Below are 23,887 nucleotides of genomic sequence, written 5' to 3' on the forward strand. Positions count from 1 at the left end.
AGCCGGGCCCCGGTGGCCAGCGCCTACGCGTTGAGGGTGCCGACCCGGACCAGGTGGTCGGCGCCGGCGACGGCCTCGTACGAGTTGGTCACCAGGCCGGCGAACCCGAGCAGCTCCGCCACCCGGGCCGGGGCGATGTCCAGGTCGGTGCCGGCGAACGCGCAGGAGCCCAGCGGCGAGACGTTGAGCTGGTCGATCACGTCGGCGTAGGCGGCCGCCTCGCCGGCGAGCGCCTCGGCGTACCCGGCGAGCGCGTGGCCGATGGTGGTGGGCTGGGCCGGCCGGCGATGGGTGTAGCCGGTGATGACCACGTCCGCGTACCGGTCGGCGCGGTCCAGGGCGGTCCGGCCGGTGGCCAGCACCCGGTCCAGCACCCCGAGGAGCTGGTCCCGCAGCAGCATCCGGAACACCCCGGCGTCCAGGTCGTTCCGGCTCCGGGCCAGCTGCACGTCGAGCTCGGCGGTGGGGATGCCGCACGCCTCGGCGAGCCGCTTCTCCAGCAGGTAGTAGGTGTCCTCGAAGCTGCCGTCGTACGCCGGCGTCGGGGTGGTGTCGGCGCGCAGGACGGCCAGCCCGCGCAGCAGCCGGGCACCCCGCTCGGCGGGGATCAGCCCCTGCTCGGTCAGCATCACCACGTGCGCCTGGCTGGCCCGGACCATCGCGGGATACAGGTGGCCCACGTGGTGGTCGTAGGTGGGCGCCAGGTGGTGCCGCTGGTAGGTGGTCAGCGGGGATGTGCTCATGACGGTTCCTTCCAGTCCGCGGGCGGGCGGTGGGCCGCGCCCCGGTGCGGGTTCGGCCGGTCAGTCGGTCAGGCCGAGCAGCCGTTCGGCGTTGCCGGCGAAGATCGCGCGTAGGTGGTCGTCGGGCAGGCCCAGCTCCCGGCAGACCCGGAGCTGGTCGTCGAGGTAGCGGGTGACGTAGCCGCGCGGGAACCAGGACGAGTCGCTGCCGAAGACGATCCGGTGCGGGCCGATCGTCTCGTAGCAGCGGCGGAACAGGTCCTCCAGGGTCAGCTTGTACGGCATCCACCGCACCCACTGGTTGGAGCCGGACGTGTCGACGTGGATGTTGGGGCAGCCCCAGGCGGCGAAGAGGAGCTCCTGCACGTGCTGGACGCCGAAGTGCGGCACCACCACGGCCAGTTCCGGGAAGCGCCGGGCCATCCGGGCCAGCTCGTCCGGGCCGCCGTACCGGCCGAAGCTGAGGCCGCCGGCGCTGCCGTAGTGCCCGATGTGGATCAGGACGGGCACGCCGAGTCGCTGGGCGGTGCTCCAGAGCGGGTCCAGGTCCTCGTGGTCGAGCGGGCCGCGCAGCAGCGGGGCGAACAGCTTCAGCCCGCGCAGGCCGCGCTCGGTCGCCGCGCGTTCCAGTTCCCGCGCGGCGTCCGGGCCGTACGGGTCGTGGTGGGCGAAGCCGAGCAGCAGGTCCGGGTGGCGGTCGACCACGTCGGCGAGGGTGTCGTTGCCGCCGCCGGTCACGAAGACGGCCTTGCGGATGTTGACCGTGCGCAGTTCGTCGGCCCAGCGGTCGGCCTCGTCCTGCCAGCGCTCGGCGGGCGGCTCCGGGTCGGGGAAGCCCCACGCCTGCCGCCACTGCCGGGCGTACGGCGCGGAGCCGGCGGCCCGGACCGCCCGCTCGTGCTCCCCGCCGGGGTGCATGCCGGCCGTCTGCTCGCAGGCGTGGATCGTCTCGTCCGCGCCGATCCGGAAGTGCAGGTGGAAGTCGACGACGTCCAGTCCTCGATCGACGGTCATGACGTCCCCTCGGTCGGCAGTGGGTCGGCGGTGGGCGGCGCCGGCGGTGGGGCGGCCACCCAGGCGGCGACGACCTCCCGCAGTCGCTCCCCGGCCAGCGCGCGGACCTGCCGGCCGGCCTCCTCGCTGGCCAGTGAGACGTGCCCGGACCAGCCCTGCCAGGGCTCGGGGCGGGACTCCACGAGCACGTACGGGTGGGGCACCGGCAGTTTCGGCCGCGGCGGCAGGTCGGTGGCGGCGTCGAGGCGTACCGCGCCGGGGTCGAAGCCGAGCACCCCGGAGGTCTCGTACGCCCCGCCGTGCCCCCGGGCCGGCGGCGCGCCGTAGATCTCCGTGGTCTCCCCGGGGTTGACCAGCTGGAACCAGTTGACCAGCAGCAGGCTGGCGGTCCGCCGGCCGGAGACCCATTCCATGGCGGCCCGGACCGTGGACATGTTCGCGTCGTGGCCGTTGACCACCAGCAGCCGGGGGAAGCCGGCGGCGACGATGCCCTCGATCACGTCGGCGAGGTAGCCGACCGCGATCTCCGGCCGGATCGCCACCGTCCCCGGCCAGGGCCGGGTCTGCCCCGGGCAGGCGGCGTAGGCGACGGCCGGGAAGAGCACGCCGCGTGGCCCCGGCTCGTCGCGGGCGGACTCGCCGGCGAAGCCCTCGGCGAGGATCAGGTCGGTGCCGAGCGGCAGGTGCGGACCGTGCCACTCGACCGCGCCGACCGGGAGCACCGCGAAGTCCGCCGCCGCGGCGACCGCGGCGAGTTCCCCGCCGGGGACCCGGGCGGCGGGAAGCAGTCCGCCGCCCGCCGGCCAGCGGTCCGTCACGCCGTCCACTGCGTCGCCTCCCGGCTGGCCTTCGCGCCGCTCTCCAGCCGGCCGGAGACCACCATCACCACGAAGATCAGCACGACCTGGAGCATGCCGTACGCGGCGGCGGTGCCCACCTCGAACGAGTACATCCGGTTGTTGATCTCGACGGAGATCGGCGCGGTCTCGGAGGTGTAGATGAGCACCGAGGCGACGAACTCGCCGACCCCGTGCACGAAGGCGAGCAGCGCGCCGGCCAGCACGCCCGGCAGCATCAGCCGCAGGGTGACCGTGCCGAACGCCCGCCACCAGGACGCACCGAGGTTGCGGGCGGCCTCCTCCAGCGACGGGTCGAGCTGGGCCAGCGTCGCCGAGCTGGAACGGAACACCAGCGGCAGGAACCGCACGAAGTACGCCAGCGGCATGATCCAGAAGGTTCCGATGAGGACCTGGCCGAAGCTGAACGCGTTGCCGGTGCTGAACGCCGAGATCAGGTTGATCGCCACCACCGTGCCGGGCAGCGCCCAGGCCAGCATGACCGCCACGTCGAGCAGGCCGCGGCCGCGGAAGTCCAGCCGGCGCACCGCGTACGCGATGAGCACGCCGACCACCACGCAGGCGACCGTGGCGATCAGGCTCATCTGCAGCGAGTTGACGATCGGCCGGTACGCCCCGGCGTCCGTGAAGATCGTGACGAAGTTCTGCATCGTGTACGCCGAGGGGATCACCTCGGTCGTCCACGAGCCGTCCTGCGAGAACGCCACCAGCGCGATCGTGCCCACCGGGGCGAGCAGCACCAGGGTGCCGAGCAGCGAGGCGAGCAGGGCCAGCCACCGACCGAACGGGTTGGTGAGCTCACGGCGGTGCGCGGCGACGCCCTTGGACTGGGAGCGATAGCTGCGCCGCCCCTCGTACCAGCGCATGCCGAGCAGGAACAGCACCGACACCACGCCGAGCACCGAGGCGTACGTGGAGGCCATCGGCAGGTCGCCGTTGGTGCGGTTGATGTAGATCTGCATGGTCATCGTCTGGTCCACCCCGAACAGCAGCGGAGCGGTGTACGACGCCAGCGAGGTCATGAAGACCAGCAGCGAGGCGGAGACCAGCGCCGGGGTGAGCATCGGCAGCAGCACGGTGCGCCAGACCCGGAGCCGGCCGGCACCCAGGTTGTACGCGGCCTCCTCCACCGACGGGTCCATCCCGACCAGCGCGGCCGAGGTGGCCAGGTAGAAGAACGGGTACATGGTGAACGTGTGCACCACCAGCACGCCGGCGATGCCGGTGAACGGCAGCACCGGGCTCTCGGTGCCGAACAGGTGCTGCAGGCCCCGCGGCAGGATGCCGGTCTCGCTGTAGAGCAGCTGGAACGAGATCGCCCCGATCAGCGGCGGCAGCGCGGCCGGCACCAGGATGATCGCCTCGATCAGCCGGCGCCCCGGGAACGAGAAGCGCTTGAGCAGGAACGCCATCGCCACGCCGACGATGCCGCAGAGCACCACGCTGGCCGCCGAGATCACCAGCGAGGTGACCAGCGAGGAGCGGGCCACCCCGTCGCCGGTGAGGAAGATGGTGTAGTTCGCCAGGCCGTCCACCCCGACGCTCTCCGCGAAGGTGGCGAACATCGGCTGGACCACGTACCCGAAGAGGATCAGCGCCAGCGGGAAGACCAGGACGTACGGGAACCAGGGTGAGTTGGCGCCGCCGGCGAACCGCCGGGACCGGCGGGCCCGCGGCGGCGTCGGCTCCTTGGTGACCGGCGGGACGGTGGCCGCGCCGGGAGTGGCGGGGATGGTGCTCACGGCGTCACCTCAGTTCGCGACTGCGGGGCTCGCAGGACCGGCTCACTCCTCGCGCTCACGGTCGCACCACCCACATCCGCTCCCGGGGCAGCCGCAGCCCGACCTGGTCGCCGACCGCCAGGCCGGCGGGTACGTCGATGGCGGTGACCTGCACCGGCTCGCCGGCCACGTCGACCAGGAGGTTGGTGGACATGCCGGTGAACTCCAGCTCGGTCACCCGGCCGGACAGCGCGCCGACCTCGGTGGCCGAGGCGAGCCCGATGTGCTCGGGCCGGACGGAGACCAGCGCGGTGGCGTTCTCGCGCAGGCCGTGCTCGGCCGGCGCGGCCACGGTCACCTGGTCGCCGCCGGGCAGCGCGACGGTGACGGTCTGCGCGCCGGCGGTGGCCACCGGCAGGCTGAGCACGTTGCTGCGGCCGATGAACCGGGCCACGAACGCGTTCGCCGGCCGGTGGTAGATCTCCTGCGGCGCACCGATCTGCTGGACCCGGCCGGACTCCATGACGGCGATCCGGTCGGACATCGCCATCGCCTCGGCCTGGTCGTGGGTCACATAGATGGAGGTGGTGCCGGCCTCCCGCTGGATCCGGCGGATCTCCACCCGGGTCTCCTCGCGCAGCTTGGCGTCGAGGTTGGACAGCGGCTCGTCGAGCAGCAGAGTGCGGGGGCGGATCACCAGGGCGCGGGCCAGCGCGACCCGCTGCTGCTGGCCGCCGGAGAGCTGGTCGATCCGCCGGTCGCCGTAGCCGGCGAGGTGCACCTGGCCCAGCGCCTCCTCGACCCGCCGCCTCGACTCGGCCCGGCCGACCTTGCGGATCTTCAGGCCGTACGCGACGTTCTGCGCCACGGTCATGTGCGGGAAGAGCGCGTAGTTCTGGAAGACCATGCCGGTGTCGCGCTTGTTCGGCGGCCGGTGGGTGACGTCCTCCTCGCCGAAGCGGATCCGGCCCGAGGTGGGGAAGTAGAAGCCGGCCACCATGCGCAAGGTGGTGGTCTTGCCGCAGCCGCTCGGGCCCAGCAGGGTGAAGAACTCACCCGCGGCGATCCTGATGTCGACGTCGTCGACGGCCGCAGTGTCGCCGGCGCGCGCGAATCGCTTGCTCACCGACTCCAGCGTGACATCGATCATGATGTCTCTCCTTGCGTCCGGTTACCGGGTCTGACCGGTGGTGGGGTGCGGCCAGACCCGGTCTGGCGGCGTGCGTGACGGGGGCGGGGTGCCGGGCGCGAGGTCGCACCCGGCACCCCGGTGATCAGCCCTTGTTCTTGATCTGGCTGTTCCAGTGGTTGATCCACTCGGTCTCGTTCTTGCCGATCACGTCCCAGTCGACGTCCAGCGGCTTGAGGTTGAGCTGGTTCAGCCACTCCGGCTTCTCGGCGATGTCCACGGCCGGAATCTGGAAGTAGTCCTTGGCCAGGTCGGCGCGGAGCGAGTCGTCGAAGAGGAACTCGATGAACTTCTGCGCGCCGGTGGTGTTGCCGCCCTTGACCGCGGCCAGGCCGTCGACCAGGACCGGGGCGCCGGAGGCCGGCATCACGTACCCGAAGGGCATGTTGGACTGGTTGGCCTGGAGCAGGATGTCCTGCAGGTTCCAGGCGCTGAGGACGCCCTGCTGGCGGGACATCTTCAGGTAGAGGTCGGTCGGGTTGGCCGCGTACGCGCCGGTGTTGGCGTCGAGCTTCTTCAGCCAATCGTAGCCCGGCTGCGGGTTGCTGCCGTCCGGCGACTGCCGCTGGATCATCGAGGCGTAGATCGACCGCATCGTGCCGGAGGCGGCCACGTCCCGGATGATGATCTTGTCCGTCCACTCCGGCTTCAGCAGGTCGTCCCAGTCCTTCGGGGCCTGCTCCGGGGTGAGGGCCTTGTTGTTGTACATGATGACCTCGGGCAGCAGGATCTCGCCGAACCAGCGGCCCTCGGGGTCCTTGTACTTGGCGTCCATCTTGCCGGCGAACGACGGCTGCCAGGGGTTGAGCAGGCCCTCGGTGGCCCCGGCGGCCAGCCCCTGCTGGGTGCCGCCCCACCAGACGTCGGCCTGCGGGTTGGCCTTCTCGGCCCGGACCCGCTCCAGGATCTCCTGCGCGCCGAGGTTGAGGACCTCGACCTTGCCCTTGTACTCGGGGTACTTGGCGGTGAACTTGTCGACGACGAAGGTGGCGACCTTCTTGTCGCGGGCCGTGTAGATCGTCAGCTTCTCGGTTTCGCCGGCGGCCTTGTCGGTCGAGCCGCCACCGCAGGCGGTGCCGGCGGCGAGGACGGCGGCGAGCGCTCCGGCGAGAAGAAGTCGGCGTCTCATGGGGTACCTCCGAGGGATGTGGGGGAACTACGTTGTTCTGAAGGGAAAGGTCTAGGGTGCGGGTAGCAGGGTGGACAGGCCCGCGGCGGCGGCGGAGAGGGCGTAGCTGACCGCGCCGTGCAGCACGGCCCGGTCGCCGAGGACCGCCCGGCGGACCTCGGTCTGGCTGGGTGCGGCGGCCGACACCAGGGCCTGGAGCCGGTCGACCGCGGCGTCGTCCAGCTCGGCGGCGGCCCCGCTGAGCAGGACCCGGCCGGGGTCGACGACGCAGGCGCAGGAGACGATGAGGCGGGACCAGGCGGCCAGCACCTCGTCCAGGTACGCGGCGGCCAGGTCGTCGGCGGCGGCCAGGTCCACCAGGGCCCGTACCGGCGACTCGGGCCGGCGGCCCGGGGCCAGGGACACCACCTTCTCGGCGATGGCGCTCTCCGACCAGCGGGCCTCGAACGGGCCGATCCCGTCGTGCCCACGGTCGGCCGGGTCGAGGGGCAGGAAGCCCACCTCGCCGGCCGCCCCGCCGGAGCCGCGGCGGACCTGGCCGTCCAGCACCAGGCCGGCCCCGATGCCGTCGGCGACGTGCAGCAGGAGCAGGTCGGCCACGTCCGTGCCGGCACCGGCCGCGTGCTCGCCGGCGGCCATCAGGTTCACGTCGTTGTCGACCACCACCGGCACCCCGAGCCGCTGCCGCACCGACTCCCCTATCGGCCGCCCCTCCACCAGGCCGACCGAGGGAGCGAGCCGGACCGCACCGCCGGAGGAGACGCCGGGAGCGGCGATGGCGACCCCGCGCAGCGCGGGCAGGCCGTCGCCGGCCAGGTCGGGCACCGCCGTGCAGATCAGGTCGACGATGTCGCCGATGAGCCGCACGGTCCGGTGCGCCACCACGCCGCCGTCGCTGTCGGCGATCTCGCAGCTGATCCGGGACGGCTCCAGCGAGACGGCGGCGACCAGCTCGGCGCGGGGGTTGAACTCCAGCATGGCCCGCGGCCGGCCGGCCCGGGACGCGCCCGGTCCGCGCTCGATCAGATAGCCCTCGGCGATCAGGTCGCGGACCAGCGGGGTGAGCGTGGCCGGGCTCAATCCGGTGAGCTCGGTCAGCTCGGCGCGGGAGAGCACCCGCACCTGGCGGGCGGCGGAGATCACGGAGAGCCGCTTGATCTCCTTCGACCGCTCCCGGCTCACCGGGCTCGTCGGTGGCGTCACCACGTCAGTCACACTTCCTTCCTACGGCGAACGAATTATTGAGTCAAGTAACGAATGGGTCTCGGCCGTCCGACGCGACCGTGACGAGCAGCGGAAATGTCGACGAACCGGCCGACACTTCCCGGAGTGGAGCAAGATCCAGAGCGTCCATGGCGGCGAATTACTTTCTTCCGCAAATTAAGAAAGATCTTGCACAGCATTGACGAGCCGCCGCGCCGGTCCCTAGCGTCACCGAGCGAAGGCCTTCCAGTGTGTACGGAGTCCCGTACCGCTGCGTACCCGGCGGCCCGGGGTGCCCGTCGGCACCCACCGTCCCGCCGCCCACCGCCCACCGTCCGAAAGCGACCACCACGTCGACGCCGGCCCGCGTCCGACGTCGCTGGCGGCTGCCCGGACCTCGGCCCAGTCGGAAGGATCCGCATGCGACGCAAGACGTTCCTGCTACCCACGGCGCTCGCCCTGGCCCTCTCCGGGGTCCCGGGCGTGGCCCTCGCCGCGCCCACGCCCGCCCCACCCGCCGTCGACCTCGACGTGCTCTTCGTCAGCGCCCACCCCGACGACGAGGCGGGCAGCCTCGCGACCCTGGGCCAGTGGAAGGAGCGGTACGGCGCGAAGGCCGGCGTCGTGACCATCACCCGCGGCGAGGGCGGCGGCAACGCGGTCGGCCTCGAGGAGGGCCCGCCGCTCGGCATCATCCGCGAGCGCGAGGAGCGCACCGCGATCGGCCGCGCCGGGGTGGAGAACCTGTACAACCTGGACCGGGTCGACTTCTGGTACACCGCCTCGGCTCCGCTCTCCGAGCGGATCTGGGGGCACGACGACACCCTCGCGCAGATCGTGCGGGTGATCCGGCAGACCCGGCCCGAGATCGTGCTGACGATGAACCCGTCACCCACCCCGGGCAACCACGGCAACCACCAGCAGGCCGCCCGGTTCGCCGCGGAGGCGTTCCACGCCGCCGCCGACCCAAAGGCCTTCCCCGAGCAGCTCACCAAGGAGGGCCTGAAGCCGTTCCGGGCGGCGAAGTTCCTGCGTACCGGCGGCACCGGCAGCTCGTCCGCCGGTCCGGCATGCGCGTCGAGCTTCGTCCCGACGGTGCCGACCGACCAGGTCTTCGGCGTCTGGGAGGGCACCCCGAGCCGCACCGGGAAGACCTGGGCCGAGATCGAGGTGGACGCCCGCCGCGACTACGTCACCCAGGGCTGGGCCGGTACCGCCGCCGCCCCGACCGATCCGGCCAAGATCCGCTGTGACTTCTACACCCTGGTCGACAGCCGGGTCCCGTACGACCCGGCGGACACCTCCGCCGAGGCGATCCTGCGCGGCTCGGTGCTGCCGGCCGCGCCCGGCGGGCTGCCCCAGGGCACCGAGCTCTACCTGACCACGGACCGGTTCGACCTCGCCCCGGGCCAGACCGTCGAGGTGACCGCGCACGTCCGGGCCCCCCGCGACCGGGCGCTGACCCAGCCCCGGGTCGCCCTCCGGCTGCCCGAGGGCTGGACCGCCACCGGATCCGGCACGCTGCGCGGCGCGGTGCCGGCGGGCCAGGAGCAGACCGCCACCTTCACCGTCACCGTGCCGGCTGCCGCCGACACCAACCAGCAGCGGCTGCTCGGCGCGACCCTGACCACCGGGCAGGGCGTCGGGCGTACCGACCGGGCGGTGCGGGTGGTCGCCGACGTGCGCGGCACCCTGGAGCCGCTGCCCGAGGTGGGGATCTTCCGGGACTGGGCCGGCGACAGCGGCTACCCGCAGCTGGACACGCTGATCAAGCCGGTGCTCACCATCGGCTCGGGGCAGAGCCGGTCGGTCCGGGTGGATCTGCGCAACCACGGCCAGGTCGCCCAGCGCGGCCAGGTCACGCTCGGCCTGCCGGCGGGCTTCAGCGCCGACGCGGCCACCAGGAGCTACCCCGAACTGGCCCCCGGCGCGACCGGCGCGGTGACCTTCACCGTCACCAACACCGACGCCACCCTGCCCACGGCCAACGACGGCGGCACCGACGGTGACTACGGGATCACCATCACCACCACCAGCGCCGCCGGCAGCACGGTCGAGACCGGCGCCCTGGAGATCGTCCCGACCAGCGAGGTGCCGCACGCCGGGGCCGGGCTCGCGGTGGACGGGGTGGCCGCCCCCGGCGAGTACCCCGGCCCGGAGCTGGACCTCTCCCGGATCTGGGAGGGCGAGTCCACCACGGCGCGGGACGCCTCGGCGACCGGCCGGATCGCCTGGACCGAGGACGCCCTGAAGGTCTTCGTGCAGGTCACCGACGACGTGCTGGGCCGCAAGGTGGTGCCGCAGGACTGCAAGCGGCAGCGTCGTACCGACAGCGTGGAGATCATCATCGACCCGAAGGGGAACTCGGCGGACACCTCCACCGCGTTCAAGGTCGGCATCTTCCCGGTCACCGACGACCCGGCCAACGGCGACCCACCGTGCTGGCAGCGGGACGCCGACAACCGGCAGGGGCCGGGCGCGACGACCGCGCCGGGGATGACCGTGGTCAGCAAGGTCAGCGCGCCGTACGCCGGCTACACCATCGAGGCGAGCATCCCGTTTGCCGTGCTGCCGGACGCCGTCGACCCGGCCCGGATGGGCTTCAACGTGCTGGTCTACGACTCGGACACCCAGGACCTGACCTCCCAGTCGCGGCTGGGCTGGTCCACCTTCACCGGCGTACGGGCCGACCCGTACCGGTACGGTCTGGTCACCCTGCCCGGGTACACCCCGCCGGCCCGCCAGCCCAGCGCCCCGGTGTTCCCGGACACCGCCGCGCGCAGCGTGCACAGCCCGCAGACCATCGCGCAGGCGGCGACGGACGGGATCGCGCCGGCGGCCGTACCGCGGCTGCCGGTGGGCGCCCTGCGGCTCACCGACGCCCGCGCGGTCGCCGACGGCGTCTCGGTCACCCTGCGGGCCGACCGGGCCGGCACCGCCTACCTGTACGGCTGGGACGGTGACCGGTCCACCGGCGACCGCACCGTGGCCCTGACCGCCGGCTCGCCGGTGACCGTGGTGGTACCGGTGGCCGCCGGTACGCCGACGTCGCTGCTGGCCGCGTTCGAGGCGGACGGCGCGGCGCTCGCCCAGGCGGTCCCGCTGGGCTGAACCGACCGGACGGGCCCCTTGTTCGACAAGGGGCCCGTCCGTTCACCGCAGGCGGTAGACCGCCACCCGGGAGTTCGCGAACCGCGGGTCGGCGAGGCGCCGCAGGTCGGGTGCCTCCGGGGCGACCTCCCGGTCGACCACCAGCCAGCGGACGCCGTACCGGTCACGCAGGGCGGCCAGGCCGGCGGCGGTGGGCGCGGTGAAGGCCGCGTCGTTGGCGCGTTGCCGGGCCGCGTCCCAGAACGGCGCGTACGGGCCCTGCGGCCGGCCGACCATCCGGGGCGCGAACGCCCACCCCTCCACCAGCACCGAGCGCTCCGCGTAGCCGCTGAGCCAGAACGAGCGGGCGTCGCACCAGCCCTCCACCACGGCCCGGCAGTGCGCGTTGGTGGCGAGCACGTCGGCCGGGTCGCTGTGCGCGTGGACCCAGCGGGCCGCCTCGACCCGCGAGGCGGGCATCGCCACCACCGGATACGCCCCGCCGTTCGGGTACGTCCGGGTCACCGCGGCGTCCAGCACCAGGCCCGGCGCCCCGGCGACCAGCACGGCGGTGAGCAGCAGCAGCCCGCCCCGGCCGGCCAGCCCCGGCCAGCGTCCGCGCAGCGCCGGCCAGTACAGGGCCACCACCAGCGCCGCCACGGCCAGCGCGCCGGCCCACCAGAGCAGCGGCAGCACCGGGGCGTACGCCGGGCTGGCGGGCGTGCTGATCGCCGAGCCGAGCTGAACCGCGGTGAGCAGCACCGCGAACCCGGCCGCCCCGGCGCCGAGCAGCCGCCGGCCCCGGGCGGATAGCGCGGCCCGGTCGGCCACCTCGACCCAGCCCCACGCGGACAGCAGCACCCCGAAGGCGAACCCGGTGCGGGTGAAGTACTGGTTGCTGCTGCCCGGGTGGCCGACGGCCAGATAGATCGCCGGCCCGGCGAGCGCGCCGCCGAGCAGGAACACCTGCACCGGCTCCAGCCGCCACCGGCGGTGCCGCAGCAGGGCCAGCAGGCCGGCCAGCCGGAGCTGGAGGTTGAGCAGGAACGCCACCGCCACCGCCGCCCACACCAGCACGGTGACCGCCGCCGGACGTCCGGTCGGCACGTACGGGCGCAGCCCGGAGAGCGGGTCGAGGGTCACCCCGTGGCTCTCGAAGGCGAACAGCACGGCGGTGGCGAAGAGCTGCGCGGCCAGGGTCAGCCCGGCGGCGACCAGCACGGCCCGGGGCAACCGGCGGCGGACCAGCAGCCCCAGCGCGGCGGTTACCGCGAGTGCGGCCAGCACCACGGGCAGCGAGCTGGCCTTCGCGCCGGTCGACGCGGCCAGGAAGAGCACCACCAGCGCCCAGGCGCCCCGGCCCAGCGCCGGTACGCGCACCCCGCGGGCCCGGCCGACCAGTTCGCCGAGCGCGGCGATCAGCGGCAGCAGCAGCACCCAGCTGTACGTCATCGACGGGCTGCCCCAGACGACGAAGGTGGCCTGGGTGCCGAAGAGCTGCCGCCAGCCGTTCTCGAAGCCGAACTCCCCGACGGTGAACATCAGCGCGGCGGCCACCACCCCGGCGTACGGGCGGCCGGTGAGCCGCCAGCCGACGACGGCGACCAGCACGGCGGCGAGCGCGCAGAGCGCGGGTACGCCGAGCCGGAAGAAGACCGTCGGCAGGTCGACGCCGCTGACCAGGCTGGTGGCGGCCAGGTGGGCGAAGCCGAACCAGTGGTAGTGCAGCGGTTCCCCGGCGGCCTGCGGCAGGTCCGGCGGGATCTGGTGGGTGGCCGCCCCGGCGAGGGAGAGCTGGAATGCCAGGTCGAGATACTGGGCCTGGCCCTCGTCGCGGGGCAGCACCGGGTTGACGGCGAGGAACGAGAAGTACAGGTAGAGGGTGAGGCCGGCGACCACCCCGGCCAGCGACCAGGCCCAGCCGGCTGGCGCGACGGTGGCGTAGCGCACCCGCCAGTGCTGGCGCAGCCGGGGTAGGGCGGCGAACGGCAGCAGCACGGCGAGCGGCCACAGCCGCAGCCAGCCGGGCACGCCCAGGGCGGTGAACGCCGCCCAGGCGGCCAGCTCCAGCACCAGCCCGACGGCCGCGCCCAGGGCCAGGTCCTCGATCAGGGTGTGTGGCCGGCGACGCAGCGCGCGGAACACCAGCGTGCCGGGGAGCAGCACGGCCAGCAACGCGTACCCGGTCCAGCGGGCGAGCACGGCGACGGGGGTACCGGCCACCAGCAGCACGGCGGCGACGAACGCGTACCCGGCCACGGCCGGGGCGTGGCGCAGGGCGGCCGGGCGGCGGCGCGGCGCCACGGCCGACGGAGCGAGACCGCCGCTGGCGAGGGCGGTCACCGCAGGCTGTCGGCCAGCTCGGCGGCGTCCGGGCGGGCCGGCTCACCGTCGGCGCTGTCGCTGGCCACCGCGTACGCCGGCCGGCCCTGCACCGCCGTGTAGATCCGGGCCACGTACTCGCCGAGCAGCCCGAGGCAGAGCAGCTGCACCGCACCGAGGAAGAGGATCGCCACGTAGAGCGAGGGCCAGCCGGTGACCGTCGCGCCGGCGAACCAGGCCAGCACCGCGACCACCACCAGCACGCCGCAGAGCGCGACCCCGGCCAGCCCGAGCCAGGTGGCCACCCGCAGCGGGGCGGCGGAGAAGCTGGTGACGCTCTCCGCGGCCAGCCCGGCCATCCGGGACAGCGGGTACTTGCTCCGCCCGGCGGCGCGTTCCCGCCGCTCGTAGGCGACCTCGCCGCTGGCGAAGCCGAGCCAGGGCACCACCAGCCGGAGCACCGGGCTGCGCTCCGGCAGCGCCCGCAGCGCCTCGACCACGGCCCGGCTGAGCAGCCGGAAGTCCCCGGCCTGGGCGGGCATCTGCGCGCCGACCAGGTGCCGGACCAGGCGGTAGTAGCCGGCCGCGGTCCACCGCTTGAACCGGGAGTCCCGGCTCCGGTCGGCCCGGACGCCGTAGACCACGTCCAGGCGGTCGGCGCGGGCCCGGCGGAGCATCTCGACGATCACCTCGGGCGGGTCCTGGAGGTCCGCGTCGATGCTGACCACGTAACCGCCCCGGGCGCGGAGCAGCCCCGCGACCAAGGCCGCCTGGTGACCGCTGTTGCGGCGCAGCCGCAGCACCCGCAGTTCGGGCCAGCCGGCCCGCAGCGCCGCCAACCCCGCCGCGGTGCCGTCGGTGCTGCCGTCGTCGACCGCCACCACCTCGTACGCCTCGCCGAGCCCGTCCAGCACACCGCGCAGCCGCGCGGCGAGCAGCGGCAGGACGGCCGCCTCGTTGAACATCGGCACCACCACGGAGAGCGCCGGCTCAGGTGCGGTCACGGCCCCTCCGTTCCTGGCGGCGGCGGACGGCCCGACGCTACCAGTCGGACTGGTCGCGAACGGCCGGTTCAGGGCCGTCGACGCAGGTCAGGTGCCGCAGGCGGTGGCGGGCAGCCCGGTCACCGGCACCGGGGACCGGCCGGTGGGGCGGGCCTTGCCGGCGAGCACCCCGGCCAGGGCGGTCAGCGACGCCCGGCTGGACGAGTAGGTCGCCAGCAGCGTCGGCGACTTCGCGTCGGCCAGCACGTACGGGGTGTCCATCGCCACCGTCACCGCCGCGTCCGCGCGCAGGTCGTCGGCGCTGTCGCCGTACCCGACGAGGTGCACCACGGTGCCGCCGCGCGGCAGCACCCGGACCCCGGCGGCGGTGAGCGCCTGGGTCAGCGCGGCGCGGCTGCGCTCCCGTCCGGCGGAGGAGGTGACGGTGACCGGGCCGGCCACCGGGGCGCCGCACCGGCCGCGCAGCAGGGTGACCGCCGCGGCGGCCAGGTCGGTGGCGGCCTTGCGGTGCTCGGCGCCGGCCAGCGTCGACAGGTCCGGGGCCGGCCGGTCGGCCAGTTTGAACTTCATGGTCAGCACCCGGGTGACCGCCTCGACCAGGCGGGCCCGGGGCAGCGAGCCGTCGCGCAGCGCGGCCAGCAGCCCGTCGTACGCCTGGCCGACGTTTGGGGTCATCAGGATGAGGTCGTTGCCGGCGTTGAGCGCCCGGACCGCAGCCTCCCCCGGCGACCACCGCTTGGCCGGCGCCATGTTCATCCCGTCCGTGACCACCACGCCCTGGAAGCGGAACTGGCCGCGGAGCACGTCGGTGAGGAGCTTGCGGGAGAAGGTGGCGGGGGTGCCCGGGTCGACCGCCTGCACGTCGAGGTGAGCGGACATCACCGCCAACGCGCCGGCGTCGATCCCGGCGCGGAACGGCGGGAACGCGGTGCGGTCCAGTTCGGCGCGGGACTGGGTGATGACCGGGAGATCCTGGTGCGAGTCGTCGGCGCTCAGGCCGTGGCCCGGGAAGTGCTTCACGGTGGCGGCCACGCCGACTGCCTGCAGCCCCCGGACCGCGCCGGCCACCTGGTCGGCGGCGTTCTGCGGGTCCGCGCCGAAGGAGCGGGAGCCGATCACGGTGCTCCGGGTGGCCAGCACGTCGGCGACCGGGGCGAAGTCCATGTTGATCCCCATGGCGGCCAGCTCGGCGCCGGCGGCCCGCCAGGCGGCCTCGGTCAGCGCCGGCTTCCCGGCTGCGCCGGCCGCCATCGGGCTGGGCAGCAGGGTCACCCCGTCGGTGATCCGGGTGACCACGCCGTACTCCTGGTCGGTGCCGATCAGGAAGGGGGCCGGGCCGGCGGGGAGCTGCCCGGCGGCCGCCCGCAGCCCGGTGGTCAGCTCCCGGACCTGCTTCGGGTTGTCGACGTTGGTGGTGGCCTGGTTGCCGGAGGTGGGGTCGTCGGCGCTGAAGCCGACCAGGATCACCCCGCCCAGCCGGTACTTCGCCACCATCGCCGCCGGGGTGTCGACCCCGGCCAGGGCCTGGTTGCCGGCGGCCGACCCGGGCGAGACCTTGGTGGCGGAGCTGCCGTACGCGTACGGCATCAGCACCTGGCCGACCAGGTCCTCGTCGGCCAACGTGCGGACCAGCGCCGCCGCCCGGGCCGCCGGGTCGTCGGCGGACGGGGTCGGCGCCGCGGTCGACGGGGGCGGGCTCTCCGCCGCGGCGGTCCGCGGGCCCCTCGGCTGGTTCGCGCAGCCGGAGACGAGCAGCGCGGTCAGTGCGGCGAGCGCGACGAGGGCACGTCGAGGGGTGGTCGACATCCGCCCATCCCACCAGTTCCCCCCGTACCGGGGCAACTTGACCTTTGTCAGCCGACCCGGGTGAGCAGGGTCACCGGGGCGCCGTCGCCGGCGTACCGGTACGGCTCCAGTTCGGCGTCCCAGGCGGTGCCGAGCGCCTTGTCGAGGGCGTGCGCGAGCGCCTCCGGGGCCCGGGCGGACGCCATGATGCTGCGCAGCCGGTCCTCGCCGAGCTGGATGTCACCGGCCGCGCCGACGGTGGCCCGGAACAATCCCCGCCCCGGGACGTACATGAAGCGCTCGCCGTCGACGCCCGGGCTCGGTTCCTCGGTCACCTCGAAACGGATCATGGGCCACTGCCGGAGGGCAGCAGCCAGCTCGGCGCCCGTCCCCGGGCTACCGGTCCACCCGCACTCGGCGCGCCGGGCGCCGGGATCGACGGGCTGGGCCGTCCACTGCAGGTTGACCGGCGCGGCGAGGACGCGCGCGATCGCCCACTCGACGTGCGAGCACACGGCGAGCGGGGTCGAGTGGACGTATACGACGCCACGCGTTGGCACGGTGACCTCCCGGAGAGCGAGGTGCGTCTTCCCCTACGACCTCGTCCACCGGAGTGGTGTCCGTAACACATGATGACCGGTGTGACGGATGGTGCGCCAGCGAATCGGAAAATTCGCCGCGCCGGATTGGCGGAAATACCCGGGCGGCTGACCCCGTTGAGCCTCCTGACGGCGCGATGACCAGCCAGGCATCGAGGTCGTGTACAGTTCTCTGGGCGGTTCTGTGCCGCCGCACATCTTCGCGGGCCGACGCTCACCAGGGCGTCACCCGCAACAGCCCCCGGACGTTTCAGTCCCTCCCGTACGTCTCCAAGGAGTACCTCCGTGGCGAGCAACACCTCTAAGACCGCGCGCGCCTCAGTCCGGGCCGGCCAGGCTGGCCAGGGTGGCGCCCTCAGCGTGCTGGGCGAGTTCAAGTACCTCATCCCGCTCAACGGCGGCAAGCACGCCTACGTGCGCAACCTGACCAACGGCAAGACCGAGCGCCTGCGCACCGACTCCGAGGCCTTCATCGAGGAGATCCGGACGCTGGCCGCCGCCGGCCACGCCGCCAAGGTCCGCGCCGAGATCAACAACCTCGCGGCCGACTACCCGGACCACGGCTGGGACAAGACCGAGAAGCGTCTCGTCGAGGCCGGTGTCTTCGAGGGCTGAGTCCCGCACCGCGACACCACGAACCGCCCGCCGGGTCACCCGGCGGGCGGTTCGTGGTTTCCGGATCCTGGTGGCTGATGCGATCTCGGCCCGAGGCGCCGACGGACGAGGCCGTTACTCCGCCAGCAGTGCGACGTCGCCGGTGGCCAGGTCGTAGAGGGCGCCGACCACCGCGACCCGCCCGGCCGCGACCGGGCCGGCCAGCAGGTCGTCGGCGCGCAGCGCGGCCACCGTGCGCCGGACGTGCCGGCGGACGGCCTCGGGGTGGGCGGACGGGTCGTCCGCGCCGACCTCCTGGACCGCCGGGGCGATCTGGTCCACCACGTACGCCAGCGAGCCGCCCGGCCGCTCGCCGGTGCGCAGCGCCTCCACCGCCGAGCCGACGGCCCCGCACCGCTCGTGTCCGAGCACCATCACCAGGGGCACGCCGAGTTGCCCCACCACGTACTCGATGGAGCCGAGCACCGCGCGGTCCAGCACGTGCGCCCCGGTGCGGATCACGCAGATCGAGCCGAACGTCTGGTCGAAGATCGCCTCCAGCGGCACCCGCGAGTCGATGCAGCCCAGCACCACCGCGTACGGCTGCTGGTCGCCGGAGGCGACGGCTGCGGCCGCGGTGACGTCGTGGCCGTGCACCGGCTGGCCGCTGACGAACCGACGGTTGCCGGCCAGCAGCTCGGCCAGGGCGGTACGCGGCGTCCGGGCGGCTCCGGCGGCCGGTGTCGGGCTGGGCGACAGCATGCCTTTCAGCCTGGTCGCTGATCCGACCCTGCGCGGGGTGGTCGGGAATCTTCTCCGCGACACGGTTGGCGTGCTGTCATGGCGGGTAGCCGGTTGTTACCGCCGGGTTACGCCGGTGTGCGGACATCGGTCGGCCCGGGGGAGGTGGACATGCCGGAGCACCTGGAAGTACGGCTGTCCGACGGCGTACGGCTGCACGTGACGGCGACCGGGCCGGTCGACGCCGAGGTCACCGCGGTCCTGCTGCACGGCTGGACGCTGGACGGGCGCAGCTGGCACCGGCAGTTGGCCGAGCTGCGGGCGCGGTACGGCGACCGGGTCCGGGTGGTCACCTACGACGCCCGCGGGCACGGTCGGTCGAGCTGCATGGCGCTGCGTACGGCCACGTTGGCCCAGCTCGGCGACGACCTGGCCGCGGTGCTGGACGAGGTCGTTCCGCACGGCAAGGTCGTCCTGGTCGGGCACTCGCTGGGCGGGATGACGGTGATGGAGTACGCCCACCGCCATCCCGCGCACTTCGCCGCCCGGACCGCCGGGCTGGTCTTCGTGTCGACCACCGCCGAGGGGCACACCCACACCGGCTACGGGCTCTCGCCCCGCATCGCCCGCTTGATCCGGCTCGCCGAGACCACCGGCGCCGGGATGCTCGCCCGCTGCGGCGCGTGGCGTCCGCCGCACGCCCTCCTCCGCGCATTGCGCCCGAGCATCCGCTGGATGCTGTTCGGCGACCGCTGCGACCCGGCCGACATCCGGCTGGTCACCTCGGCGGTGACACACGCCTCGCTCCGCTCGATCGGTGGCTTCCGCGCCTCGATCGGCGCCCAGCACCGGCTGGACACCCTGGCCGCGCTCGGCCGGGTGCCGGCCGCCGCGCTGGTCGGGGACCGGGACCGGCTCACCCCGCCGCCCTGCGCCGAGTCGATCGCCGCCGCGCTGCCCAGCACCGAGCTGACGGTGTGCCCGGGCGCCGGGCACATGCTGATGATGGAACGGCCTGACGAGGTGAACGCCGCCCTCGCGGCGGTGCTCGACCGGGCGCTGGCCCGGCCGGCCGCCGAGCCGGCCGCCGAGCCGGTCGCCGAGCCGGTCGCCGAGCCGGTCGCTGAGCCGGTCGCGCCCGGCGGTGCCGGCCTCGCCCGGGAAGCGGCCTGACCCGTGGTGGGAACGCCCAGATAACGGGCAACCGGCACGCGCGGGTGCCGGGCACCGGCATGGCCGCGACAACGGCCGGGAGGGCGGCCCGTACCCTCATTCGGCCAGCCGTACCCGCCGCGTGACCACAGGAGCCCCCGCCGTGAGCGACCAGACCACCCTGGAACGGGAGATCGCCGTGGAGCAGCGGCATCTCGACCGGGTGTACGCCCGGCTGGCGGAGCTGCGCCGGTCGGCCGCCGACGCCGAGCGGGAGGGCTACCGGCTGGCCCGGGTCGGCAACTTCGGCGCGCTGGTGGAACGGGACGCGATGGTCTTCCACGCCGCCCAGCGCCGGTACGTGCTGGACGCCGAGCACGAGGGGCTGGTTTTCGGCCGGCTGGACCTGCGCACCGGGCAGGTGCTGCACGTGGGACGGCTGGGCATCCGCGGGCAGAACGCCGAGACGCTGGTGGTGGACTGGCGGGCGCCGGCCGCCGCCGCCTTCTACCAGGCCACTCCGGCCGAGCCGATGGGCGTGGTCCGCCGGCGCACCATCCAGTCGTCGGCGGAGCAGGTCACCCGGATCGAGGACGACCTGCTGGACCCGGAGTCGGCGCCGCCGGACCTGGCGGTGGTCGGCGACGGCGCGCTGCTGGCCACCCTGTCCCGGGCCACCGGACGGGGCATGCGGGACATCGTCGCCACCATCCAGCGCGAGCAGGACGAGGCGATCCGCTCCCCCGGCTCGGGCGTCACGATCGTCTCCGGCGGCCCGGGCACCGGGAAGACGGCCGTGGCGCTGCACCGGGCCGCGTACCTGCTCTACTCCGACCGGACCCGGTACGCCGGCGGCGGGATCCTGGTGGTCGGCCCGTCCAGCGTGTTCGTCGAGTACATCGCCTCGGTGCTGCCCTCGCTCGGCGAGGAGACCGCCACCCTGCACTCGCTCGGCTCGCTCTTCCCCGGCATGTCGGCGACCCGTACCGATCCGCCCGAGGTGGCCGCGGTGAAGGGGTCGCTGCGGATGCGCCGGGTGCTGGAGCGCGCGGTCCGGGACGCGGTGCCGGACTCCCCCACCGAGCTGCGCCTGCTCTACCGCGGCGAGTTGCTCCGGCTGACCAGGGACCAGCTGGACGCGATCCGGAACAAGGCGCTGCCCCGTGGCGCGCGCCGCAACGAGGTGCGCCGGGCCGGGTTCGACGGCGTCCTCGCCGCCCTGTACGCGCAGGCCCGCCGGCTGCGGATCGGCCGGCTGCCGGAGCAGCCCGCGTTCGAGGACGAGATCATCGACCGGCCGGAATTCCGCGAGTTCCTGAAGGCCTGGTGGCCCCGGCTGCACCCCCGGCACGTGCTCGGCTGGCTGGCCCGCCCGGAGCGGCTGCGCCGGTACGCGGGCGGTGTCCTGTCCGGGGCCGAGATCCGGCTGCTCACCGAGGCGTACCGGACGCTGGACCGGGCCGGGCTGACCATCGCCGACATCGCCCTGCTGGACGAGCTGGACGCGCTGCTCGGCAAGCCGGTGCAGCGGGCGAAGCCGAAGCGCGACCCGTTCCAGCTCGCCGGGGGCGTCCGGGAGTTGAGCACGTTCGCCGACCGGCAGCGGGCGGCCCGGGCCGCGGCCCGCGAGCGCCCGGAGGACTACCGCGACTACGCCCACGTGGTGGTCGACGAGGCGCAGGACGTCTCCCCGATGCAGTGGCGGATGATCGGCCGGCGGGGCCGGTTGGCCTCGTGGACCGTGGTGGGCGACCCGGCGCAGACCGCCTGGACCGGCGACCCTGAGGAACTGACCCGGGCCCGGGACCAGGCGCTGGGGCGGCGCCGCCGGTACCGGTACGAGCTGACCACAAACTACCGCAACTCGGCGGAGATCTTCGCGGTGGCGGCGGCGGAGATCCGCCGGCTCTACCCGGACCTGCCGCTGCCCACCGCGGTCCGCTCCACCAGCGTCGAGCCGGTCGAGCTGACGGTGCCCCCCGCCGAGCTGGCGCCGGCCACCGTGGCGGCGGCGCGCACCCTGCTGGCCGAGGTGGAGGGGACGGTTGGCGTGATCACGCCGGTGCCGCGCCGGGACGAGGTCGCCGGCTGGCTGGGCGAGCTGGGCGGCGGCCGGCTGCAGGTGGTGACCAGTCTCCAGGCCAAGGGCATGGAGTACGACGGCGTGGTGCTGGTGGCCCCGAGCGAGATCCGGGCCGATCCGGGGTCCGGCGTCCGGACGCTCTACGTGGCGCTCTCCCGGGCCACCCAGCGCCTCACCACCCTCGACCCGGTGGGCTGACGGCGGCTCCGGCGACGCCCATTCACTCGCACATATAGCGATGTGAGCATAGATTGGGTCGGGCCGGGGTGCGGAACGGAAGGGTGTGGGCGTGGGCGCAGGTCATGACCACAGCGGCACGGTGGCCAACGCCGCGCACCGCCACCGGGGCCGGCTCTGGGCCGCCTTCGGGCTGCTCAGCGCCCTGATGGTGGTCGAGGCGGCGACCGCCTTCGCGACCGGCTCGCTGGCCCTGCTCTCCGACGCCGGGCACATGTTCACCGACGTCCTCGGCATCGGCATGGCGCTGGCCGCGATCACCGCCACCCGCCGCGCCGAGACCGATCCGCAGCGCACCTTCGGGCTCTACCGGCTGGAGGTGCTGGCCGCCCTCGCCAACGCGGTGCTGCTCGGCGCGGTCGCCGCGTACGTGCTCGTCGAGGCCGTCCGCCGGTTCGGCGAGCCACCGGAGGTCCTCGCCGGGCCGATGCTCGCCGTGGCGGTGCTCGGCCTGCTCGCCAACCTGGTCGCGTTCGCGCTGCTGCGCAGCGGGGCGCAGGAGAGCATCAACCTGCGTGGGGCCTACCTGGAGGTGCTCGGCGACCTGCTCGGCTCGCTCGGCGTGATCGGCGCCGCCCTGGTCATCACGTTCACCGAGTGGTGGTGGGCGGACCCGCTGGTGGCCGTTGCGATCGGGCTGTTCATCCTGCCGCGCACCTGGCGGCTCGGCCGGGCCGCGGTCCGCATCCTGGTGCAGGCCGCCCCGGAACACCTGCAGGTGACCGCCGTGCACGACCGGCTGGCCGCGGTGCCCGGCGTCGCCGAGGTGCACGACCTGCACGTCTGGACGCTCACCTCCGGCATGGACGTGGCCTCGGCGCACCTGACCACCACCCCCGACGCCGAGGTGGGCGAGGTGCTCGCCGCCGCGCGGGCCGCGCTGCACGATGACTTCCGGATCGATCACGCCACGTTGCAGATCGAACCCGGGGCGTCACCCGGCGCGTGCGGAACCGTCGAGTGGTAATTGAGGACAACCTTAAATCCAAGTGGCTATTGTGCACTAGTGCCGGCTTATGCCCGATTCCCGTTCGCCGTCCACGGCGACGGGCCGGAACAGCGCCGGTAGGCTCGGTCGCGGCTTCCGCCGGGCGACGCCCAGCAGCGTCCGCGGTGGTGGCCGTCGCCTAATCGCCACCGTACGGCGAGCCGGGGAACCATGTACCTGGGGTGCATCCGCGTCAGCGGTAGGGATCTTCCGTCCCGAACCCGTCAGCTAACCCGGTCGGCGGTTGACGGAAGGACACGTGAATGCCACCAGTGGCACCTGTACGAAGGACGGCCGCCCGGTTGGCGGCCCTGCTCGTCGCGGCGCTCGCCCTCGGCGTCGCGGCCACGCCGGTCTCCCCCGCCTCGGCGGCTCCCCCGACCGGCCTGCTCGCCGCCGCACCCGGCGACGACGAGGGCGGCACACCGGCGCTGCGCGCGCAGCTCGACGCGGCCAGCAAGGGCTGGCTGGAGGCGCGGACCGCGTTGAACCGGTCGGTGAGTCGGCAGCAGCAGCTCACCGCCCAGCTCAAGACGATCAACAGCGAGTTGGGCGTACGCGACGCCAAGGTCGGCGAGCTCGCCGGGTTGGCCTACCGGACCGGGCGGCTCGGCACCGCCGCGGCGCTGCTCGGCAGCAGCAACCCGGAGGGCTTCATGGACCGGGCGCTCACCCTGCAGCAGGTCGCCGCACACGAGGACCGGGCCCTGCGCGACCTGATCGACACCCGGGACCAGGCCACCCGCACCCAGAACGCGCTCAACGGCGAGATCCGGGAACAGCGCAAGCAGGTCGCGGTCATGGCCAAGCGCAAGGCGCAGGCGGAACGCGCGCTAAAGGTGGCGAACAACCGGACCACCGGCGCCGCCGGCGGCAGCGTGCAGGGCACGTCCCGGGCCAACGCCACCCCCGCGAAGCGCAACGCCGACGGTTCCTGGCCCGCGGAGTCGTGCAGCGTCAACGACCCGACGCCCGCCGACGGCTGCATCACTCCGCGCACCCTGCACGCGCTCCAGCAGGCCAAGGCGGCCGGGTTCACCCGGTACGTCTCCTGCTACCGGCCCAGCGGCTCGGGTGAGCATCCCAAGGGCCGGGCCTGCGACTTCGCCGCCCAGAAGGACGGCTTCGGCGGGGTGGCCACCGGCGGCGACAAGACGTACGGCAACAACCTGGCCGCGTACTTCATCCGCAACGCCGACCCGCTCGCCGTGCTCTACGTGATCTGGTACAAGCAGATCTGGCTGCCCAGCAGCGGGTGGAAGGCGTACAGCGGGGGCAACGGCGACCCGTCCAGCGACCACACCAACCACGTGCACCTGTCGGTGTACTGAGCCCGCGGTGGCCCGCCGCCCGGCGGGCCACCGTACGCCCACCGACGTACGCCGGATGTCGCCGCGCGGCCCACGACGCCGGGCCGGCGACGGCCGAGCATCGAG

General features: G+C 73.9%; 17 protein-coding genes, 1 pseudogene and 1 riboswitch. Of the genes and pseudogenes, 6 read left to right on the plus strand and 12 right to left on the minus strand.

The features are described 5' to 3' along the window. Window positions 1-23: 23 nt before the first annotated feature. The 7 genes from ACGF4F_RS10435 to ACGF4F_RS10465 all read right to left on the minus strand — a co-directional run bounded on the left by ACGF4F_RS10435 (window position 24) and on the right by ACGF4F_RS10465 (window position 7,868). Window positions 24-743 carry a lyase family protein gene (locus ACGF4F_RS10435; RefSeq protein ID WP_393076573.1) on the minus strand — a complete coding sequence of 240 codons (720 nt, stop codon included), beginning with the start codon at window positions 741-743 and terminating at the stop codon, window positions 24-26. A gap of 60 nt (window positions 744-803) precedes the next feature. Next, entirely contained in the window at window positions 804-1,757 is a 954-nt protein-coding gene (locus ACGF4F_RS10440; RefSeq protein WP_393076576.1) for an amidohydrolase family protein, read from the minus strand. Next, window positions 1,754-2,584, minus strand: coding sequence for a creatininase family protein (locus ACGF4F_RS10445; protein ID WP_393076579.1), 831 nt, complete (start codon window positions 2,582-2,584; stop codon window positions 1,754-1,756). Before ACGF4F_RS10445 ends, ACGF4F_RS10440 begins: the two co-directional genes overlap by 4 nt. Next, window positions 2,572-4,356: an ABC transporter permease gene (locus ACGF4F_RS10450; RefSeq protein WP_393076582.1), complete on the minus strand. Its 1,785-nt coding sequence runs from the start codon at window positions 4,354-4,356 to the stop codon at window positions 2,572-2,574. Before ACGF4F_RS10450 ends, ACGF4F_RS10445 begins: the two co-directional genes overlap by 13 nt. Window positions 4,357-4,411: 55 nt before the next feature. After that, window positions 4,412-5,485 carry an ABC transporter ATP-binding protein gene (locus ACGF4F_RS10455; RefSeq protein WP_393076585.1) on the minus strand — a complete coding sequence of 358 codons (1,074 nt, stop codon included), beginning with the start codon at window positions 5,483-5,485 and terminating at the stop codon, window positions 4,412-4,414. Between the two features lie 124 nt (window positions 5,486-5,609). Then, complete coding sequence (locus ACGF4F_RS10460; protein ID WP_393076588.1) at window positions 5,610-6,653, minus strand: extracellular solute-binding protein; 1,044 nt, start codon at window positions 6,651-6,653, stop codon at window positions 5,610-5,612. A gap of 51 nt (window positions 6,654-6,704) precedes the next feature. Next, complete coding sequence (locus tag ACGF4F_RS10465) at window positions 6,705-7,868, minus strand: ROK family protein (RefSeq protein ID WP_387422741.1); 1,164 nt, start codon at window positions 7,866-7,868, stop codon at window positions 6,705-6,707. 408 nt (window positions 7,869-8,276) lie between these two features. On the opposite strand from ACGF4F_RS10465, the gene ACGF4F_RS10470 reads away from it, so the two are divergent. Further along, window positions 8,277-10,967: a sugar-binding protein gene (locus ACGF4F_RS10470; RefSeq protein ID WP_393076591.1), complete on the plus strand. Its 2,691-nt coding sequence runs from the start codon at window positions 8,277-8,279 to the stop codon at window positions 10,965-10,967. Between the two features lie 42 nt (window positions 10,968-11,009). On the opposite strand, the gene ACGF4F_RS10475 is transcribed toward ACGF4F_RS10470, so the two are convergent. The 4 genes from ACGF4F_RS10475 to ACGF4F_RS10490 form a co-directional block, all read right to left on the minus strand. After that, on the minus strand, window positions 11,010-13,289 hold the full coding sequence (locus ACGF4F_RS10475) for a hypothetical protein (RefSeq protein WP_393076594.1): 2,280 nt from the start codon (window positions 13,287-13,289) through the stop codon (window positions 11,010-11,012). Continuing rightward, window positions 13,286-14,272: a glycosyltransferase family 2 protein gene (locus ACGF4F_RS10480; RefSeq protein ID WP_393076597.1), complete on the minus strand. Its 987-nt coding sequence runs from the start codon at window positions 14,270-14,272 to the stop codon at window positions 13,286-13,288. Before ACGF4F_RS10480 ends, ACGF4F_RS10475 begins: the two co-directional genes overlap by 4 nt. Before the next feature lie 87 nt (window positions 14,273-14,359). Beyond that, complete coding sequence (locus tag ACGF4F_RS10485; RefSeq protein WP_393076600.1) at window positions 14,360-16,078, minus strand: glycoside hydrolase family 3 protein; 1,719 nt, start codon at window positions 16,076-16,078, stop codon at window positions 14,360-14,362. 47 nt (window positions 16,079-16,125) lie between these two features. Then, window positions 16,126-16,617, minus strand: a complete 492-nt coding sequence (locus tag ACGF4F_RS10490; RefSeq protein ID WP_357434870.1) for a DUF3145 domain-containing protein — start codon at window positions 16,615-16,617, stop codon at window positions 16,126-16,128. Between the two features lie 324 nt (window positions 16,618-16,941). Here ACGF4F_RS10490 and ACGF4F_RS10495 point away from each other — a divergent pair, with 324 nt between their 5' ends. Continuing rightward, window positions 16,942-17,271, plus strand: coding sequence for a hypothetical protein (locus ACGF4F_RS10495; protein ID WP_357434869.1), 330 nt, complete (start codon window positions 16,942-16,944; stop codon window positions 17,269-17,271). Between the two features lie 114 nt (window positions 17,272-17,385). On the opposite strand, the gene ACGF4F_RS10500 is transcribed toward ACGF4F_RS10495, so the two are convergent. After that, window positions 17,386-18,012 carry a carbonic anhydrase gene (locus tag ACGF4F_RS10500; RefSeq protein ID WP_357434868.1) on the minus strand — a complete coding sequence of 209 codons (627 nt, stop codon included), beginning with the start codon at window positions 18,010-18,012 and terminating at the stop codon, window positions 17,386-17,388. Window positions 18,013-18,162: 150 nt separating this feature from the next. Here ACGF4F_RS10500 and ACGF4F_RS10505 point away from each other — a divergent pair. The 4 genes and pseudogenes from ACGF4F_RS10505 to ACGF4F_RS10520 form a co-directional block, all read left to right on the plus strand. After that, window positions 18,163-19,062: pseudogene (locus ACGF4F_RS10505) on the plus strand (alpha/beta fold hydrolase); the annotation flags it as partial. 244 nt (window positions 19,063-19,306) lie between these two features. Beyond that, entirely contained in the window at window positions 19,307-21,424 is a 2,118-nt protein-coding gene (locus ACGF4F_RS10510; RefSeq protein ID WP_393076605.1) for a HelD family protein, read from the plus strand. A 91-nt stretch (window positions 21,425-21,515) separates the two neighbouring features. Continuing rightward, window positions 21,516-22,430, plus strand: a complete 915-nt coding sequence (locus ACGF4F_RS10515) for a cation diffusion facilitator family transporter (RefSeq protein ID WP_357434866.1) — start codon at window positions 21,516-21,518, stop codon at window positions 22,428-22,430. Window positions 22,431-22,577: 147 nt separating this feature from the next. Beyond that, window positions 22,578-22,710, plus strand: a riboswitch (cyclic di-AMP (ydaO/yuaA leader). A 4-nt stretch (window positions 22,711-22,714) separates the two neighbouring features. Continuing rightward, the gene (locus tag ACGF4F_RS10520) at window positions 22,715-23,782 is read left to right on the plus strand and encodes a hypothetical protein (protein ID WP_357434865.1); all 1,068 of its coding nucleotides are present in this window, start codon (window positions 22,715-22,717) and stop codon (window positions 23,780-23,782) included. Window positions 23,783-23,887: the final 105 nt, after the last annotated feature.

Source organism: Micromonospora sp. NPDC047740 (assembly GCF_043204735.1).
Lineage (GTDB): Bacteria > Actinomycetota > Actinomycetes > Mycobacteriales > Micromonosporaceae > Micromonospora.

What these genes read in the sequence shown, in the direction of transcription:
- ACGF4F_RS10435 (WP_393076573.1), bottom strand. Translation starts at nt 743, where the DNA reads ATGAGCACATCCCCGCTGACCACCTACCAGCGGCACCACCTGGCGCCC.
- ACGF4F_RS10440 (WP_393076576.1), bottom strand. Translation starts at nt 1,757, where the DNA reads ATGACCGTCGATCGAGGACTGGACGTCGTCGACTTCCACCTGCACTTC.
- ACGF4F_RS10455 (WP_393076585.1), bottom strand. Translation starts at nt 5,485, where the DNA reads ATGATCGATGTCACGCTGGAGTCGGTGAGCAAGCGATTCGCGCGCGCC.
- ACGF4F_RS10460 (WP_393076588.1), bottom strand. Translation starts at nt 6,653, where the DNA reads ATGAGACGCCGACTTCTTCTCGCCGGAGCGCTCGCCGCCGTCCTCGCC.
- ACGF4F_RS10470 (WP_393076591.1), top strand. Translation starts at nt 8,277, where the DNA reads ATGCGACGCAAGACGTTCCTGCTACCCACGGCGCTCGCCCTGGCCCTC.
- ACGF4F_RS10485 (WP_393076600.1), bottom strand. Translation starts at nt 16,078, where the DNA reads ATGTCGACCACCCCTCGACGTGCCCTCGTCGCGCTCGCCGCACTGACC.
- ACGF4F_RS10500 (WP_357434868.1), bottom strand. Translation starts at nt 18,012, where the DNA reads ATGCTGTCGCCCAGCCCGACACCGGCCGCCGGAGCCGCCCGGACGCCG.
- ACGF4F_RS10520 (WP_357434865.1), top strand. Translation starts at nt 22,715, where the DNA reads ATGCCACCAGTGGCACCTGTACGAAGGACGGCCGCCCGGTTGGCGGCC.